Origin of the sequence: Citricoccus sp. I39-566 (genome assembly GCF_031432995.1) — a bacterium.
Classification (GTDB): Bacteria; Actinomycetota; Actinomycetes; order Actinomycetales; family Micrococcaceae; genus Citricoccus; species Citricoccus nitrophenolicus_A.
On sequence record NZ_CP133842.1, the window covers coordinates 2,404,545 to 2,421,910 of the forward strand.

A 17,366-nucleotide genomic window follows, 5' to 3' on the forward strand; every position below is an offset into this window, starting at 1 on the left:
TCGAAAGGACTTCCCCCATGGCTGGACTCCAGGGATGGCAGCTCGTCATCATCATCGCGATCGTGCTGTTGCTGTTCGCGGCCCCCAAGCTTCCCGCGATGGCCAAGAACCTCGGCCAGTCGATGCGGATCTTCAAGTCGGAAGTCAAGCAGATGAAGGACGACGGCACCGGCACCTCACAGGGGTCCCACCAGTCCACGGGGTCCACGGACTCCGAGGCGGTGGAGGGCCGCATCGTCAACGGCGGTTCCGAGACCGACCGCGAGGGCCGGAAGACCGGCACCAACGACCAGCCGTAACCAGGTGGTCATCGGCTCCATGACTGACGAACCGCAGGCGGCCCGGCCGAAGCGGACGAGGATCGGCAAGGGGTTCCGCAAGGGCAACCCCACCGGGGAGATGGCCCTCAAGGACCACCTGAAGGAACTGCGCAACCGGCTGATCGTCGCCGGCATCGGCCTGACGCTGGGCGCCGTCGTCGGCTTCCTGGTCTACCAGCCGTTCTTCTCCGCCCTGATCGACCCGGTGCACCGGCTCTCGGACGAGGGCCGGATCGTCACGGTGTCCTTCAGCGCCGTCGGCCAGCCCTTCGACATCATGCTGCAGGTGGCCCTCTTCGTGGGCTTGGTGATCTCCAGCCCCATCTGGCTCTACCAGATCTGGGCCTTCGTGGTCCCGGGCCTGAAGAAGAAGGAGAAGCGCTACGCGGTCGGCTTCATCGCCGCCGCCGTGCCGCTGTTCCTGCTGGGCGTGGGCCTGGGCTGGCTCGTGCTGCCCGAGGCGGTCCAGTTCTTCGTGGGGCTCTCCCCGGAGGGCACCGCCAACGTCATCTCCGCGGACGTGTACATCCCGTTCGTGCTGCGGCTGTTCCTGGCCTTCGGGGCGGCCCTCGTCCTCCCGGTGGTCCTGGTCGGCCTGAACATGATCGGCGTGCTGCCCGGCCGGCAGATCATCAAGCACTGGCGGATCACCGTCTTCCTCATCGCCCTGATCGCGGCGCTGGCCGCCCCGGGCTCCGACGCGATCACCATGTTCTACCTCGCGGCGCCGCTCGTGCTGCTCTTCGGCGTGGCGATCGTGGTCTGCCTCGTCAATGACAAGCGCCGTGCCAAGCGCCGGGCGAAGGACGCCTCGGAGAACGAGGACTACCTGCGGTCCGGACCGAAACCCCTCGAAGAGCTCTAGCCCGCCGGCCGGCCGGGCATGTCCTAGGCTGGGTCCATGGCACCTTCCGCGGATGACACCACCGGCCAGCCGAGTCCCGCGGAGCGCTACGCCGCGGCCAGGCGCCGCGCCTCGGAGGCCAGGACGGAGCTGGGCCGCTTCGCCGCCACCCTGGAATTCGGTCTTGATCCCTTCCAGTTGGAGTCCTGCCGCGAGCTCGAGAACGGCCACGGCGTGCTGGTGGCGGCGCCCACGGGCGCCGGCAAGACCGTGGTGGGCGAGTTCGCCATCCACCTGGCCCTGGCCCACGGCCAGAAGGCCTTCTACACCACGCCCATCAAGGCCCTGAGCAACCAGAAGTACCAGGAGTTGGTGGCCACCTACGGCGCGGACCGGGTGGGCCTGCTCACGGGGGACACCGCCATCAACTCGGAGGCCGAGGTGGTCGTGATGACCACCGAGGTGCTGCGCAACATGCTCTATGCCGACTCGGACACCCTGCGCAACCTGGGCTACGTGGTCATGGACGAGGTCCACTACCTGGCGGACCGCTTCCGCGGCGCGGTGTGGGAGGAGGTCATCATCCACCTGCCCGAGCACGTCCAGCTCGTCTCGCTGTCCGCCACCGTGTCCAACGCGGAGGAGTTCGGCGCCTGGCTGGACACCGTGCGCGGCTCCACCTCCGTGGTGGTCTCCGAGCACCGGCCGGTGCCGCTGTGGCAGTACGTCATGGCCGGGAGCCAGCTCTACGACCTGTTCGCCACCGAGGTCGCCTTCGACGAGGTGGCGCCGACCGCTGAGGAGTCCGGCGAGGAGGCCGAGCTGAAGGACACCTCCGGCAGCCGGCTGGTGCTCAATCCCGAGCTGGCCCGCCTCGCCGAGGACCAGCGACGGCGGGAGGAGCGCAGCGACTGGGGCCGCCCGGGGCGCAGCACCTACCGCGGCGGACGCGGTGGCCCCCGGGGCCGCGGTGGCGGCAAGAACGGCGGCGGCAGGTCCGGCGGACGCCCCGGCCGCTCGGGCCGTGACCGCGGGCGCTCCGGTACCGCCGCCTACGGCCGGGACGAGCGGACCGCCACCACCCGGTACGACGCCGGCCCGGCCGGCTCCGCCGGTCACGACCAGTCCGGCGGCGGGCACGGCCCCGGGACGCGTCACGCGGGCAGCCTGCGGGTCTCCCGGCCCGGGATGGTGCGGATCCTCGAGCGCGAGGGCTTGCTGCCGTGCATCACCTTCATCTTCTCGCGAGCGGGCTGCGACGGTGCCGTGGAGCAGTGCCTGGGCGCGGGGCTCGACCTCACCACGCCGGCCGAGAAGCAGCAGATCCAGGCGACGGTGGACGAGGCGGGGCAGTCGCTGCCGGCCGAGGACCTGGACGTGCTGGGCTTCTGGGGCTGGCGGGACGGGCTGTCCCGCGGCTTCGCCGCCCACCACGCCGGCATGCTCCCGCCATTCAAGGAGGTCGTGGAGAAGCTGTTCGCCGCGGGGCTCGTCAAGGTGGTCTTCGCCACGGAGACCCTCGCCCTGGGGGTGAACATGCCGGCCCGCACCGTGGTGCTGGAGAAGCTGGAGAAGTACAACGGCGAGGCCCACGTGAACATCACGGCCGGGGAGTACACCCAGCTCACGGGGCGCGCGGGCCGCCGCGGCATCGACGTGGAGGGCCACGGAGTGGTGCTGTGGCGTCCCGGCCTGGACCCGGCCGCGGTGGCGGGGCTGGCCTCACGGCGCACCTACCCGCTGAACTCCTCGTTCCGGCCCACCTACAACATGTCCGTGAACCTCATCGCCCAGTTCGGGCTCGAGCGGTCCCGGTCCATCCTGGAGTCCTCCTTCGCGCAGTTCCAGGCGGACCGGTCCGTGGTGGGGCTGGCCCGCGAGGTGCGGACCCGGGAGACCTCCCTGGCCGGCTACGAGCAGTCCATGACCTGCCACCTGGGGGACTTCACCGAGTACGCGCGGTTGCGCAAGGAGCTCTCCGCCGCGGAGAAGGACACCTCCAAGGGACGCAACCGGGCGCGCCAGCGTGCCGTCAAGGACTCCCTGGCCAACCTGCTGCCCGGGGACATCATCGAGGTGCCGGGCCCGCGCAGGCTGGGCACCGCCGTCGTGGTCTTCCCGGCGGGCAACCCCGCCAACCCGCGCGTCGGCGTCATCACGAACGAGGCCCAGCTGCGCCGCATCGGCACGGACGACCTCACCGAACCGGTGGATCCGGTGGGCGGCGCGCGGCTGCCCCAGAACGTCCAGGTCAAGACGCCGACCCAGCGCAAGGACGTGGCCTCGTCCATGCGCTCGGCCCTGCGCGAGCACCGGAAGGCGCCGGGGGACCGACCCCGCGCGGGGTTCCGGTTCCAGGACGACGGCAGCGCCGAGCGCGCCGCCGAGCTGCGCCGGCAGCTCGAGCGGCACCCCTGCCACGGCTGCAAGGACCGCGAGGAGCACGCCCGCTGGGCCGAGCGCTGGTGGAAGCTCCGTCAGGAGATCGACCAGCTCTCCGGCCGGATCGCGGGCCGCACGAACACGATCGCGAAGGCCTTCGACCGGCTCGTCGGGCTGCTGACCACCTACGGCTACGTGACCGCCGCGGCCTCGGGGGGATCCACCGCCGAGGCGTCCCCCGGGGTCACCGACGCGGGCCAGACCCTGCGCCGGATCTACGGCGAGCGGGACCTGCTGACCTCGCTGGTCCTGGAGGACGGCATCGCGGACGACCTCGATCCGGAGGAGCTGGCGTCCCTGGCCGCCCTCCTGGTGTTCCAGTCCAAGGGTGGGGCGGAGAGCGTGGGCATCCCGCAGATGCCCACCACCCGGATCCAGCGGGCCCTGGACCGCACCGCAGAGCACTGGTATGAGCTGCAGCAGGCCGAGCGGGGCGCCCGGCTCGAGCCCACCCCGGAACCCGATCCGGGCCTGGTCTGGCCCATCCACCGCTGGGCGCGCGGGCGCACCCTCCGGGACACGCTCAAGGGCACCGAGCTGGCCGCCGGGGACTTCGTCCGCTGGGCGCGGCAGGTGATCGACCTGCTGGACCAGCTGTCCAAGGTGCCCGGCCACCCCGGCCTGAACGCCCAGTGCCGGCGTGCTGCGGATCTCGTCCGTCGTGGCGTGGTGGCGTACTCTAGTGTCGATACGCTGGACGGATGAGCACCCTCTACGTCAACGGCACGATCCACTCCACCTCCGATCCCTACGCCACCGCCCTGCTGGTGGAGGACGGATCCGTCGCGTGGGTGGGGGCGGACGACACCGCCGAGTCGATGCGGGGGCGTTCCGGTGCCGGCTGGGACGTGGTGGACCTGGAGGGTGCCCTCGTGGTCCCGGCCTTCGTCGACTCGCTGAGGCTGACGGACTCCGACGCCGGCCCCCGTGCCGAGGCGGCCCAGTCCGGGATCTTCCTGTCCGTCACCGTGGGTCGCGACGACGCCACCCCGCCTGCCGCCCCGTCCGCGGCCTCCGGCCCCCGGGCCGTCGGCTACCACCTGGTGGACGCCGGCGAGGCGGCTGGCACCGCCGCGGACCTCGCCGCTCTCGTCACCGGGCTGGGCGCCGAGCGGACCGCGGGGCTCGCGGCCGTCGTCGGGCCCGGGGGACTGGACGGCGCCGCCGCCGCCCACCTGACCGCCCAGGCGACCGCCGCCGGGATCCAGCTGTACCTGCTGCCGCGGGAGGCGGAGGGCTTCGCCGCCGTGCTGTCCGCCCTCCGCGCCACGGCGCAGTTCCAGGGCACCCCGGCCCTCGGCATGGCCCGCCACCGGCTCGCGTGGAACGGGCCCGTGGACGAGGAGTCGATGCGGACGCTGGCGGAGAACAGCCTGTCCTTCACCGCCGTGCCCGCCACGGACGGGACGCTGGCAGCGCCGATCGCCGCCCTGCTGAACCGTGCCGTCCCGGTGTCCTTCGGCAGCGGGGACGCCCCCGCGGACCCGTGGGGCACCCTGCGCGCCAGCCTCGAACACCGCGAGGCGGACCAGCGCATCTCCGCCCGCTCCGGGTTCACGGCCGCCACCCGGGCCGGGCTACGCGCCCCGCCGCACTCCCTCGGGACCCAGTACTCGATGGCCGGCAGGATCGCCCCCTCCTCGCCCGCGACCTTCGGCATCTGGGCCGCCGAGGCCCTCAGCGTGCAGGCGCCGGACGGCCGCGTGGCCGCCTGGAGCACCGACACCCGCGCGGGCACGCCCCTGCTCCCCGTGCTGGAGGAGGGCACCGCCGCCCCGCAGTGCCTGGCCACCGTGGTGGACGGCGCCGAGGTGTACCGCTCCCCGGACTGGAGCTGACCCACCCTATACTTGACCCCCGATACCCGAACCCGGCATCTCACAAAGGATTTCCCCGCCGATGCGCCTGCTGACGATCATCCCCACGTACAACGAGATCGAGTCCCTGCCCCGCACCCTCGATCGGCTGCGCGTCGCCGTGCCGGAATCGGACGTGCTCGTGGTGGACGATGCCTCGCCGGACGGCACGGGTGACTGGGCCGACCGTGCCTCCGTGGCCGATCCGCAGATCCACGTGCTGCACCGCACCCAGAAGAACGGCCTGGGCGGCGCCTACATCGCCGGCTTCCACTGGGGCCTGGACCGGGGCTACGACGTGCTCATCGAGATGGACGCCGACGGCTCCCACCAGCCCGAGCAGCTGCCGCGGCTGATCGAGGCGATCGACCGCGCCGACCTGGTGATCGGGTCCCGCCGCGTCCCGGGCGGGAAGATGGTCAACTGGCCGGCCCACCGCAAGCTGATCTCCGCGTGCGGCTCGCTCTTCCCGCGCCTCATGCTGGGGCTGAACCTCTCGGACGTCACCGCCGGCTACCGCGCCTACCGCGCGGACACCCTGCGCGCGATCGACCTGGACGATGTCCAGTCCAAGGGCTATGGCTTCCAGGTGGACATGACCTTCCGCACGGCCCTGCTCCGCAAGAAGATCGTGGAGGTCCCGATCACGTTCGTGGAGCGCGAGTACGGCGAGTCCAAGATGAGCGGGAACATCATCACGGAGGCGGTCGCCTCCGTGACCCAGTGGGGGCTGGCGGCACGGTGGCAGGTCCTGAAGGGCCGGCTCGGGCTCTGAGGGGTCTGGGTGCCTGAGCGCAGGGTGCCCTGAGCGCAGAGAAGCCCCGACCATCCGGTCGGGGCTTCTTCACTCTGTGCAGACGGTGGGTCAGGCGCTGGTCTTCTCGCCGCGGCGGGCGCGGAGCTTCTTCAGCTGGCCCTCGAGGGTCTCCTCGAGCTCCTCGACGCTGCGGCGCTCCAGCAGCATGTCCCAGTGGGTACGCACGGGCTTGGCGTCGGATGCGTCCGGCTTCTCGCCGTCCACGAGGAACGCCACCCGGCCGGTCTTGGACGTCCAGGTCGGGGGGATCTCCGCATCGGTGGCGAAGATCACGAAGACCTGCTCGCCGTCCTCGCAGCGGTACTCGACCCGCTGGCGCGGTGCCGGCTCGACCCCGGCCTCGGACTCCATGGACTGGGCACCCAGGCGCATGCCGCGCAGGCTACGGTCGCTCATTCGATCTCCTATCGGCCCCTAGCGGGGCGGTACAACGTCGACCACCCAGTGTAGTGGGTGTGCGGGCTCTGTCCTGGCCAACGCCGCGGCGGCTGGTTTTGTTCCCGCCGCCGCGGCGCCGTCACCGGTCCTGGTGGACCTCGTCCAGGTGCGCTGACTCGGCAGGATCCGTGGTGGCATCGAGGGCCCGCTTGGCGGTCGGCGAGTGCTCGTCCTCGAGGATGGCCGGCGGTGCCAGGGCCTCCTCGAGGGGGGTGTCGGTGATCTTCGCGACGCTCTGGGCGGAGTCCTGCAGTTCCGCGGCCGTGGTGGGGCGCGGTTCCCGACGGCGGCGCTCACCGCCCGTCTCGGCGTCACCGGAGGTGTGGCTTCCCGAGCCGCCGGTCTTGCCTGCCCCGCCGGAGCCGGCGGGGGTGAGTAGGTCGCCCAGGCCAGCCCCGTCAGAGCCGCCGCCGAAGGCGGAACCCATGCGGCCGATCGCATCGGTCAGCTCGGCCGGGATGACCCACATGGTGTTGGCGTCCCCCTCGGCGATCTTCGGCAGGGTCTCCAGGTACTTGTAGGCCAGCAGGTCCGGGTCCGGGCGTCCCTCGTGGATGGCCTCGAACACCACGTGGATCGCCTCGGCCTCCGCGTTGGCGCGCAGGATCCGGGACTGGGCGTCACCCTCGGCCTCGAGGATGGCGGACTGCCGCTGGCCCTCGGCCGTGAGGATCTCGGCCTGCTTGGTGCCCTCCGCGGTGAGGATGGCGGCGCGGCGGTCCCGCTCGGCGCGCATCTGCTTCTCCATGGAGTCCTGGATGGACAGGGGCGGGTCGATCGCCTTGAGCTCCACGCGGGAGACGCGCAGTCCCCACTTGCCGGTGGCCTCGTCCAGGACGCCGCGCAGCTGGTTGTTGATGGCGTCACGGCTGGTCAGCGCCGCCTCGAGGTTCATGCCGCCCACCACGTTGCGCAGGGTGGTGGTGGTCAGCTGCTCCACGGCATGGATGTAGTTGTTGATCTCGTACGTGGCCGCCTTGGCGTCGTTGACCTGGAAGTACACCACGGTGTCGATGGACACCACGAGGTTGTCCTCGGTGATCACGGGCTGCGGCGGGAAGGAGACCACCTGCTCGCGCATGTCCATCAGCGGGCGCATGCGGTCCACGAAGGGGACCATGAGCGTCAGGCCGGCACCCTGGGTGCGGTTGTACTTGCCGAGGCGTTCGATGATGCCGGTCCGGGCCTGGGGGACGATCCGGACGGCCCGGATCAGGATGATGGCCACGAGGACCGCGACGACGATGAGCACGATGAGGAGTTCCACGCCGTTGCTCCCTCCTGCGGCCCCTTCTCGGGCCGCCCTGTCGGTCTGCTGCTGCAGAGGTGCTTGATGCCGCGGTTGCGGCGTCAGGTTCCTTCGGGGAGTCCGGCGTTCCCGGAGTCCCAGTCGATGACGGTCTTGGGGTGGATGATCAACGTGGCACCGTCCACCTCGTCGATCTCCGCCTCCTGGCCGGCGGGGATGGTCACCCCGGTGGCCGAGCGGGCGGTCCAGGTCTCGCCGTCCATCCTGGCCAGGCCCGCGGTGGCGCCGGTGTCCTCCAGGACCAGGACCGTGCGCCCGGGGAGCAGGTCCACGTTCGTCAGCTGGTCAGCCGGCCCCTTCTTCAGGTGCCTCAGGGCGGTCGGGCGGACGGCGGCCAGCATGAGCAGGGAGACCCCGGAGAACATGACGATCTGCAGCCACGCCTCGCCGCCGGCCAGCGAGGTGGCCAGCGCGGCCGCCGCGCCGGCCGCCAGCATGAGGAAGACGAGGTCCAGGACCATGACCTCCACCACGGCGAACACCACGGCCAGGCTCAGCCACAGGACCCACAGGTTGTCGCCCACCCATTCCATCGTCCCGGCCTCCTTGGTGGCACTCGTCAGCACCTTGTACCCATCCTGCCTGCTCAGACGGTGATGGACAACGTAAGTTATGGACATGCGACCTGATCAACTGGATCTCATCACCACGGTGGACACCCCGACCCTCACCCCGGACGGCCGGCGGCTCGTGGTGGGGGCGGCCCGGGCGGACGCCACGACGGATGGCTACACGGGGCAATTGTGGGTGGTGGCCACGGACGACTCTGCCCCGCCCCGCCGCCTGACCCGGGGCTACCGGGACGCCGGGGCCCGGCTGTCCCCGGATGGCCGGACCGTGGCCTTCCTGCGTTCCCCGGCGCCGGGCGGGGACCCGTCGGAGTCCGCGCCCCAGTTGGCCCTGATCCCGCTGGACGGGGGCGAGGCCCGCACGGTCACGGACCGCCGGCTGGGCGTCACCGGGTTCAACTGGTCGCCGGATGCGCGCTGGATCGTCTTCGCCTCGCCGGAGCCCGAGCCCGGACGCTACGGGACCGTGGCCGGCGTCGGGCCCGCCACCGAGGACCCGCGGCGGGTGACCGGTCCGGACCACCGGATGAACGGCGTGGGCTACACGGCGGACAAGCCGTCCTGCCTGTTCGAGATCGAGGTGCCGGATCCGGACGGCGAGCCGGTGTTCGCCGCCCGGGGCCGGATGGCGGACGCGCCGGGCCTGCCCCCGCTGGTCCCCCCGGCGCGGCGGCTGACCGACCGGGACCGGGAGGCCACCGAACCCGTCTACGCCGCGGACAGCCGGCACATCTTCTTCACCACCACGCCGGCCACCGGTTTCGGCCGGGACCTGCGGACCGCCGTCGCCGTGGTGCGGTCCCGCGCCGAGGCAGCCGCGGGGGCCCACGCCGGGGAGCACGACGCCGGCCCCGTCCGCCTCGTGGCCGGGGGCACCGCGGTGCCCCGCGGCTTCTTCTCCCCGTGCGTCTCCCGCAACGGGGAGTGGCTGTACCTGCTGGGCCAGGAGCTGGGGGAGTCCGGCCTGGAGTTCGTGGCCGCCAACGCCGCGGTCTATGCCGTCCCCGCGCCCACGGCGGTGCGTGAGGCCACCGAGGGCTGGGGCCGCCCGGCGCCGCAGCTGGTGCCGCGGCGGCTCACGGATCCGGAGACCCTGAACTGCTCCGGCGGGCCGCTACAGCTTTCGGGCCAGGACAACGTGCTGGCCCTGGCGGAGACCAGGGGGAAGACGGTGCTGGTGTGGATGTCCCATCACGGCCGGCCCGAGGTACTCGTGGAGCATCAGGGCGAGGTCATCGGTGCCTCGGAGGCCGGCGGGACCCTGGCCGTGGCCTACACCACCGCGGACTCACCGGGCCGGGTGGGCGTCCAGCAGCGCGGCAGCGGGCTCGTGGAGCTCTTCGACCCCAACCGGTCCTGGCTCCCCGACGTGCGCCCGGCGGCCGCCCGGGAGCGGGAGTACGGGGCTGCCTCCGGTGGGACGCAAGACCAGCCGACCGTACACGGCTGGGTGTTCGTGCCCCCGGGGCCCGGACCGCACCCCGTCATCCTGAACATCCACGGCGGTCCCTACGCCCAGTTCACCTGGTCCTGGTTCGACGAGACCCAGGTGCTGGTGGCCGCCGGCTATGCCGTGGTGATGTGCAATCCCCGCGGCTCGAACGGCTATGGCGCGACCCACGGCGCGGCCATCCGCGGCCGGTTCGGCACCGTGGACGTCCAGGACGTGCTGGCCTTCCTCGACGGGGCCCTGGACGAGTTCGGCCCGGAGGGGACCGGCGAGCTGGACGGGGGCCGGCTCGGGATCCAGGGTGGCTCCTACGGCGGCTACCTGACGGCGTGGATCACGGCCCACGACCACCGGTTCACCGCGGCGATCGTGGAACGCGGATACCTGGATCCCGTCTCGGCGCTGGGCTCCAGCGACATCGGCTGGTTCTTCAGCCGGCAGTACATGGGCACCGTCCTCGAGGACCTCCAGCGGCAGAGCCCCCTGCACCACGTGGACCAGGTGGACACGCCCACCCTCGTGATGCACTCCGAGGAGGACCTGCGGTGCCCGCTGGAGCACGCGCAGCGCTACTACCAGGCCCTGTGGTCCCGGGGCGTGGAGTCGGAGCTGGTGGTGTTCCCCGGGGAGAACCACGAGCTGTCCCGCTCGGGGACCCCGTGGCACCGGCGGGCCCGCTTCGAGCACATCCTGCGCTGGTGGGACAGTCACCTCGCCAGAGAAGTTACCATTGAGTAATATCGAGGCATGAGGACCTCCGTCGACGCACCCCCCGCAGCCGCCGCCCCCGCGCCCTTTCCGCACCTCTTCCGTCCGGTCACCGTGGCCGGGGTGACCCTGCCCCACCGCGTGATCATGGGCTCCATGCACCTGGGCCTCGAGGACCGGCGCTCGGACACCCCGCGGCTCGCGGCGTTCTACGCCGAGCGGGCCCGTGGGGGAGCGGGGCTCATCGTCACCGGCGGCTACGCCCCCAACCTCGTCGGCCGGCTCACGCCGTTCGCCGGCACCATGCGCTCGCGGCGCGATGCCCGGGCGCACCGGACCATCACCGAGGCCGTGCACGCGGAGGGCGGGCGCATCGTGCTGCAGCTGCTGCATGCCGGCCGCTACGCCTACCACCCGTTCCAGGTCGGTGCCGGCAGGGACTCCTCACCGATCACCCCGTTCAGCCCCCGGCCCCTGTCCACCCGGGCGGTCGAGCGCACGGTGCAGGACTTCGTCCGCGCGGCCGGCTACGCCCGGCAGGCCGGTTATGACGGCGTGGAGGTCATGGGCTCCGAGGGATACCTCATCAACCAGTTCCTCTCCCCGCGGACGAACCGGCGCACGGACGACTGGGGCGGCACCCCGGCCAGGCGGCGCCGTGTCGCCACGGAGATCGTCCGCCGGATCCGCCGGGCCGCCGGCGAGGACTTCATCATCAGCTTCCGGATGTCCATGGTTGACCTGGTCCCGGAGGGGCAGAGCCTGCAGGAGACCCTGGACCTGGCCCGGGAGCTCGAGGAGGCCGGGGCCAGCCTGCTGAACACCGGCATCGGCTGGCACGAGTCTCGTGTGCCGACCATCGTCACCTCGGTACCGCGGGCGGCCTTCAGCGACTTCACCGCCCGGATCCACCGCGAGGTGTCCATCCCGGTGGCCGCCTCCAACCGGATCACCATGCCGCACTCGGCCGAGCAGGTGCTGGCCGAGGGCCAGGCCGACCTCGTCACCATGGCTCGACCGTTCCTGGCCGACCCGGACTGGGTGGCCCAGGCCGCCGCCGGGGCGCCCGAGCACATCAACTCGTGCATCGGTTGCAACCAGGCGTGCCTGGACCACACCTTCCAGAACAAGCCGGCGTCCTGCCTCGTGAATCCCCGTGCCGGCCGGGAGACGGATCCCGCCTTCCCGCCGCTGCCGGACCGGCCCCTGCTGCCCCTCGCCCCCACGGTCCGCTCCGCGACCCCGGCCACGGCCACCGCCCCGGCACCAGCCCTGTCCGTGGCCGTCGTCGGGGCCGGTCCGGCGGGACTGGCCGCGGCGACCCAGGCCGCGGCGCGCGGTCATCGCGTGGACCTCTTCGAGGCCTCGAGCGCCATCGGCGGCCAGTTCCGGCTGGCCCGCCAGATCCCGGGCAAGGAGGAGTTCGCGGAGACCCTGCGCTACTTCGAGCACCGGCTCACGGCCACCGGGGTCACCGTGCGCCTGAACCACCGGGTCTCCGTCACGGAGCTGCTCGACGGCGGCTACGACCGGATCCTGCTCGCCACCGGGGTGGTGCCCCGCACCGTGGACCTCCCCGGTGCGGACCGGGCCAACGTGCATGCCTACCCGGACGTGGTGGACGGCCTGGTGACGTGCGGCCCCCGGGTGGCCGTGATCGGAGCCGGCGGTATCGGCTTCGACGTGTCCGAACTGCTGACCGAACCCCCGCACCCGGCCGACCGCACCGCGCCGGCGGCCCCGGCAGACCCGGCAGACTCCGGAGCCCAGCCCTTGGAGGACTGGCAGCGCCAGTGGGGCGTGGACGCCGCCTTCGCCGGTCGCGGGGGACTGACCACCCCGGATCCGGCTCCCGCGGCCCGCACCGTCCACCTCGTCCAGCGCAAGGCCAGCAAGATGGGGGCCGGCCTGGGCAAGACCACCGGCTGGGTCCACCGGGCGACCCTCAAGGCCCGTGGCGTGGAGTTCATCACGGGCGCCCAGTACGTCCGGATCGACGACGCCGGCCTGCACCTGCTCGTCGACGGTGCGCCCCGCGTCCTCGAGGTCGACGACGTGGTGGTGTGCGCCGGTCAGGTCTCCCAGCGCGAACTGTACGACGAGCTGCGGGACGCCGGAGCCGACGTCGTGCTGGTGGGCGGGGCCGATGTGGCGGCCGAGCTGGACGCCAAACGGGCCATCGAGCAGTCCACGCGGGTGGCCGGGGCGCTGTAGCCGGGCGGAGCCCTGCGTACACTGGGGGGCATGGCTACCGTCTACCAAGCAACCCTGGTGCCCTCCAAGAGGGAGCTCCTGGAGTCCTGGCTGGCCCAGCAACCCTGGTCCGGGGAGGGGGAGCTGGTCAAGGTGGGTGCGTACCGCTACGACGACCCGGAGGGCGAGGTCGGGGTGGAGGGACACCTCGTACGCCGTGACGGCAGTGAGACCGTCCTGCACGTCCCCGTGGCCTACCGTGGCGCCCCGCTCGAGGGGGCCGAGCCGCACCTGATCGGAACCGTGGACCACTCCGTCCTCGGGCAGCGCTGGGTCTACGACGCCATGGCCGATCCGGTGGCCACCGCCTGCTTTCAGCGGGCCCTGGACGGGCACCAGCAGCAGGCCGAGGTGCACCTCTACGAGGAGGACGGCCAGTACATCGGGCATGAGGCCGACGAGGTCTCCGTCACGGTGCTCGGACCGTTGCCCGAGCTGCCGGGACGCGTCCAGGTCCACCGGGTGATCGCCGACCCCGAGGCGCCCGGCCACGAGCAGCTCGACGAGGCACGCCGGCTGTGGGCCACCTGGCCCGGCGGCAGCGGGGTCATCTTCAGCCTGAACACGGACGCCCCCGCCTAGTCTCGGATCCTTTCAGAGGACGGTGAACCCCGCCGAGAGCGGTCCACGGCCGGTCAGCGCCTCGGCGAGGACGGCCGCGGCGTCCCGGCGCTCCAGCAGGTCCTCGAGGACCTTGAGGGCACGGTCTCGGTCCCGCTCCACGGAGGCGACCGGATCCGGGCCGAGCGACGCGCCGGCGAGCCGACCGCGCTCGGCGACCGAGCCGGCGTCGCTGCTGGCCGCACCGGGGCGCTCACCCCAGAACGCGGCGAAGTACTCCACCGGGCCGGCCACACGGGCGGCGCCGGGTTCGGGTCAGGCCTCCAGATAGGCGACCACGTTCGTGTGGGATCGGTTGGTGTGCCCGGCCAGCGAGCGGACGGACCATTCGCCCAGTCCGGGGGCCTCCCAGTCGCTGACGGTCCGGCAGATGGACAGGAAGGCTTCGGAGGCGGCGGCGTACAGGGGGAGGAGGTCGGCGGCGGCGCCGGAGTGCTCTGCCATGGGGCCAGTGTGGCACGGTCCTGACAGAATGGGGCGGGTGAGTGAACGCCCCGTGCCGGCCGACCGTCCCATCCCCCTGGAGGACCTGGTGCGCCTGCGCCGGGTGCGGGACCGGATCGACCGCGAGTACCGGCAGCCGCTGGATGTGCCCGCCCTGGCCGCCGGGGTGGGCCTGTCCGCCGGCCACCTGAGCCGGCTGTTCCGGCGGGCCTACGGCGAATCGCCCTATGCGTACCTGATGACCCGGCGGATCGAGCGGGCCATGTCCCTGCTGCGCGGCGGGCGGATGAGCGTGACCGAGGTCTGCTTCGAGGTGGGAGGTTCCTCGCTGGGCACCTTCAGCACCCGCTTCACCGAGCTGGTGGGGATGCCGCCCAGCGTCTACCGCGACCGCGCGGGACGGGACCCCGACGGCCTGCCGACGTGCGTGGTCCGGCACGCCACGCGACCGATCAGGAATCGAGAAGCCTCCGGCCCGGGGCAGGTCTTACGCTGATCCCATGACCACCACCATCCACTCCAGTTTCCTGCCCCATCTCGACCCCGAGGCGTCCCTCGCCTTCTACCGGGACCTGCTCGGCTTCGAGGTCCGCCTCGACGTCGGCCAGGGCGCCATGCGCTGGATCACCGTCGGCCCGGCCGGTCAGCCGGACACCGCGATCGTGCTGACCCCGCCGGCCGTGGACCCCGGTCTCACCGAGCACGAACGCCAGGTCATCACCGAGATGATGGCCAAGGGCACCTACGCCGGGATCAACCTGGCCACCGATGACCTCGACGGCTTCTTCGAGACCGTCCAGGCCGGCGGCGCCGACGTGGTCCAGGAACCGATCGAGCAGCCCTACGGACTGCGCGACTGCGCCTTCCGGGACCCCTCCGGGAACATGGTCCGCGTCCAGGCGGCCCGGTGAGCCCCGCTAACCCCGCGGACCTGCATGACACGATCCGGGTGGTCGGGGCGCGGCAGAACAACTTGAAGGATGTCAGCGTCGAGCTGCCCAAGCGGCGGATGACGGTGTTCACCGGGGTCTCCGGTTCCGGCAAGTCCTCCCTCGTGTTCGGCACCATCGCGGCGGAGTCGCAGCGGCTGATCAACGAGACGTACTCCTCCTTCGTCCAGGGCTTCATGCCGTCCATGGACCGGCCCGAGGTGGATGTGCTGGAGGGGCTGACCACGGCGATCATCGTGGACCAGGAGCGCATGGGCGCCGACCCGCGCTCGACCCTCGGCACGGCCACGGACGTCAACGCGATGCTGCGGATCCTCTTCAGCCGGGCGGGGACCCCGCACATCGGCCCGCCCAACGCCTTCTCCTTCAACGTGCCCTCGGTCTCGGCCTCCGGCGCCATCACGGTGGAACGCGGCGGCAAGACGATCGCCGAGAAGGCGACCTTCAACCGGCTCGGCGGCATGTGCCCGCGCTGCGAGGGCCGCGGCTCGGTCACCGACGTCGACCTCACGGCCCTCTTCGACGAGGACAAGTCCCTGCGCGAGGGCGCGCTGACCGTCCCGGGGTACTCCATGGACGGCTGGTACGGACGGATCTTCGAGGGCTCCGGCTACTTCGACATGGACAAGCCGATCAAGAGGTTCACCAAGAAACAGATGCACGACCTGCTCCACCGCGAGGCCACCAAGATCAAGGTCGAGGGCATCAACCTCACCTACCTCGGACTCATCCCGCAGATCCAGAAGTCCATGCTGGCCAAGGACCGGGATGCCATGCAGCCGCACATCCGCCGCTTCGTGGACCGCGCCATCACCTTCACCGGCTGCCCGGACTGCGAGGGCACGCGCCTGGCGGCGGAGGCCCGCTCCGTGACGATCGAGGGCAGGGACGGGGCCAGGAACATCGCCGAACTGTGCGCGATGCAGATCTCGGACCTCGCCGACTGGCTGCGCGGGCTCGAGATCCCCACGGTGGGGCCCCTGCTGGAGAACCTGGTGGAGACCCTGGAGTCCTTCGTGGACATCGGCCTGGGCTACCTCAGCCTGGACCGGCCCGCCGGCACCCTCTCCGGCGGCGAGGCGCAGCGCACCAAGATGATCCGCCACCTCGGCTCCTCCCTGACGGACGTCACCTACGTGTTCGACGAGCCCACGATCGGCCTGCACCCGCACGACATCCAGAAGATGAACCAGCTGTTGCTGGAACTGAGGGACAAGGGCAACACGGTGCTGGTGGTGGAGCACAAGCCGGAGACCATCGCCATCGCGGACCACGTGGTGGACCTGGGCCCACGGGCCGGGACCGACGGCGGCCAGATCACCTTCACGGGCGACCTCGCCGGCCTGCGTGCCTCGGACACCCTCACCGGCCGGCACCTCGACGACCGGGCCCACCTCAAGGAGGCGGTGCGTGAGGCCACCGGGCATCTCGAGGTCCGCGGGGCCGGCGCGAACAACCTGCAGGACGTGGACGTCGACCTGCCCCTGGGGGTGCTCGTGGCGGTGACCGGCGTGGCCGGCTCCGGCAAGAGCTCGCTGATCCACGGCTCGGTGGCCGGCCGCGAGGGGGTCGTGGTGGTGGACCAGTCCGCCATCAAGGGCTCCCGCCGGTCCAACCCCGCCACCTACACGGGGTTGCTGGAACCGATCCGCAAGGCCTTCGCCAAGGCCAACGGGGTCAAGCCGGCCCTGTTCAGCGCGAACTCGGAGGGCGCCTGCCCCACCTGCAAGGGCGCCGGCATGATCTACACGGAGCTCGGGTTCATGTCCACGGTGGCCTCCACCTGCCAGGACTGCGGCGGCCTGCGCTACCAGTCCGCCGTCCTCGAGTACACGCTGGGTGGGAAGGACATCGCCGAGGTGCTGGCGCTGTCCGTGGCCCAGGCCGAGCGGTTCTTCGCCGACGGCGAGGCCCGCCTTCCCGCCGCCCACACCATCCTGGCACGCCTGGCCGACGTCGGGCTGGGGTACCTGAAGCTGGGCCAGCCGCTCACCACGCTCTCCGGAGGCGAGCGGCAGCGCCTGAAGCTGGCCAACGAGATGGGTGCGGCCGGGGAGGTCTACATCCTTGACGAGCCCACCACCGGCCTGCACCTGGCGGACGTGGAGAACCTGTTGGGGCTGCTGGACCGGCTCGTGGACTCCGGCAAGACCGTCATCGTGATCGAGCACCACCAGGCGGTGATGGCGCACGCGGACTGGATCGTTGACCTGGGGCCGGGCGCCGGGCACGACGGCGGCCGGATCGTCTTCGAGGGCACGCCGGCCGAGCTGGTGGCCGGGACGGGGACGGCGGGGGAGACCCTCACGGGACGGCACCTGAAGGAGTACGTGGGCGCCTGACAT

The 17,366-nt window shown here is 71.9% G+C and carries 16 protein-coding genes; 11 read left to right on the plus strand and 5 right to left on the minus strand.

Features of this window, described 5'->3' with window-relative positions:
- The first annotated feature begins 17 nt into the window (after nt 1-17).
- From RE421_RS11015 to RE421_RS11035, 5 genes are all read left to right on the plus strand, one after another.
- Nucleotides 18-299 carry a Sec-independent protein translocase subunit TatA gene (locus RE421_RS11015; protein ID WP_309809665.1) on the plus strand — a complete coding sequence of 94 codons (282 nt, stop codon included), beginning with the start codon at nt 18-20 and terminating at the stop codon, nt 297-299.
- Between the two features lie 19 nt (nt 300-318).
- Nucleotides 319-1,185, plus strand: coding sequence for a twin-arginine translocase subunit TatC (gene tatC / locus RE421_RS11020; RefSeq protein WP_309809667.1), 867 nt, complete (start codon nt 319-321; stop codon nt 1,183-1,185).
- A 36-nt stretch (nt 1,186-1,221) separates the two neighbouring features.
- Nucleotides 1,222-4,311, plus strand: coding sequence for a DEAD/DEAH box helicase (locus RE421_RS11025; protein ID WP_309809669.1), 3,090 nt, complete (start codon nt 1,222-1,224; stop codon nt 4,309-4,311).
- Nucleotides 4,308-5,444 (plus strand): amidohydrolase family protein, encoded by a 1,137-nt coding sequence (locus RE421_RS11030; RefSeq protein WP_309809671.1) that lies wholly within the window; start codon nt 4,308-4,310, stop codon nt 5,442-5,444. The genes RE421_RS11025 and RE421_RS11030 overlap by 4 nt, the downstream gene beginning before the upstream one ends.
- A gap of 61 nt (nt 5,445-5,505) precedes the next feature.
- Nucleotides 5,506-6,237, plus strand: a complete 732-nt coding sequence (locus RE421_RS11035) for a polyprenol monophosphomannose synthase (protein WP_309809673.1) — start codon at nt 5,506-5,508, stop codon at nt 6,235-6,237.
- A gap of 90 nt (nt 6,238-6,327) precedes the next feature.
- Here the strand turns inward: RE421_RS11035 and RE421_RS11040 are convergent, their stop codons facing one another.
- The 3 genes from RE421_RS11040 to RE421_RS11050 all read right to left on the minus strand — a co-directional run bounded on the left by RE421_RS11040 (nt 6,328) and on the right by RE421_RS11050 (nt 8,592).
- The gene (locus tag RE421_RS11040) at nt 6,328-6,675 is read right to left on the minus strand and encodes an RNA polymerase-binding protein RbpA (protein WP_309809674.1); all 348 of its coding nucleotides are present in this window, start codon (nt 6,673-6,675) and stop codon (nt 6,328-6,330) included.
- A gap of 121 nt (nt 6,676-6,796) precedes the next feature.
- Nucleotides 6,797-7,984, minus strand: a complete 1,188-nt coding sequence (locus RE421_RS11045) for an SPFH domain-containing protein (protein ID WP_309809676.1) — start codon at nt 7,982-7,984, stop codon at nt 6,797-6,799.
- A gap of 83 nt (nt 7,985-8,067) precedes the next feature.
- Complete coding sequence (locus tag RE421_RS11050; protein WP_309809678.1) at nt 8,068-8,592, minus strand: NfeD family protein; 525 nt, start codon at nt 8,590-8,592, stop codon at nt 8,068-8,070.
- Between the two features lie 52 nt (nt 8,593-8,644).
- On the opposite strand from RE421_RS11050, the gene RE421_RS11055 reads away from it, so the two are divergent.
- The 3 genes from RE421_RS11055 to RE421_RS11065 are packed head-to-tail and all read left to right on the plus strand — an operon-like array spanning nt 8,645 to nt 13,588.
- Nucleotides 8,645-10,783 carry a S9 family peptidase gene (locus RE421_RS11055; RefSeq protein WP_309809679.1) on the plus strand — a complete coding sequence of 713 codons (2,139 nt, stop codon included), beginning with the start codon at nt 8,645-8,647 and terminating at the stop codon, nt 10,781-10,783.
- A 9-nt stretch (nt 10,784-10,792) separates the two neighbouring features.
- The gene (locus tag RE421_RS11060; protein WP_309809681.1) at nt 10,793-12,967 is read left to right on the plus strand and encodes an NADPH-dependent 2,4-dienoyl-CoA reductase; all 2,175 of its coding nucleotides are present in this window, start codon (nt 10,793-10,795) and stop codon (nt 12,965-12,967) included.
- A 30-nt stretch (nt 12,968-12,997) separates the two neighbouring features.
- Nucleotides 12,998-13,588: a CG0192-related protein gene (locus tag RE421_RS11065; protein ID WP_309809683.1), complete on the plus strand. Its 591-nt coding sequence runs from the start codon at nt 12,998-13,000 to the stop codon at nt 13,586-13,588.
- Between the two features lie 12 nt (nt 13,589-13,600).
- On the opposite strand, the gene RE421_RS11070 is transcribed toward RE421_RS11065, so the two are convergent.
- Both RE421_RS11070 and RE421_RS11075 read right to left on the minus strand, forming a co-directional pair.
- Nucleotides 13,601-13,849, minus strand: coding sequence for a hypothetical protein (locus tag RE421_RS11070; protein ID WP_309809685.1), 249 nt, complete (start codon nt 13,847-13,849; stop codon nt 13,601-13,603).
- 33 nt (nt 13,850-13,882) lie between these two features.
- Entirely contained in the window at nt 13,883-14,071 is a 189-nt protein-coding gene (locus RE421_RS11075; RefSeq protein WP_309809687.1) for a hypothetical protein, read from the minus strand.
- A 28-nt stretch (nt 14,072-14,099) separates the two neighbouring features.
- Between RE421_RS11075 and RE421_RS11080 the strand changes: the two genes are divergently transcribed.
- Genes RE421_RS11080 through RE421_RS11090 form a run of 3 tightly spaced genes read left to right on the plus strand, consistent with a single transcriptional unit; the run spans nt 14,100 to nt 17,363 of the window.
- Entirely contained in the window at nt 14,100-14,567 is a 468-nt protein-coding gene (locus tag RE421_RS11080; protein ID WP_396134488.1) for a helix-turn-helix transcriptional regulator, read from the plus strand.
- 4 nt (nt 14,568-14,571) lie between these two features.
- Nucleotides 14,572-14,982 carry a VOC family protein gene (locus tag RE421_RS11085; RefSeq protein ID WP_309809691.1) on the plus strand — a complete coding sequence of 137 codons (411 nt, stop codon included), beginning with the start codon at nt 14,572-14,574 and terminating at the stop codon, nt 14,980-14,982.
- Nucleotides 14,979-17,363 carry an excinuclease ABC subunit UvrA gene (locus RE421_RS11090; RefSeq protein WP_309809693.1) on the plus strand — a complete coding sequence of 795 codons (2,385 nt, stop codon included), beginning with the start codon at nt 14,979-14,981 and terminating at the stop codon, nt 17,361-17,363. Before RE421_RS11085 ends, RE421_RS11090 begins: the two co-directional genes overlap by 4 nt.
- Nucleotides 17,364-17,366 lie beyond the last annotated feature (3 nt).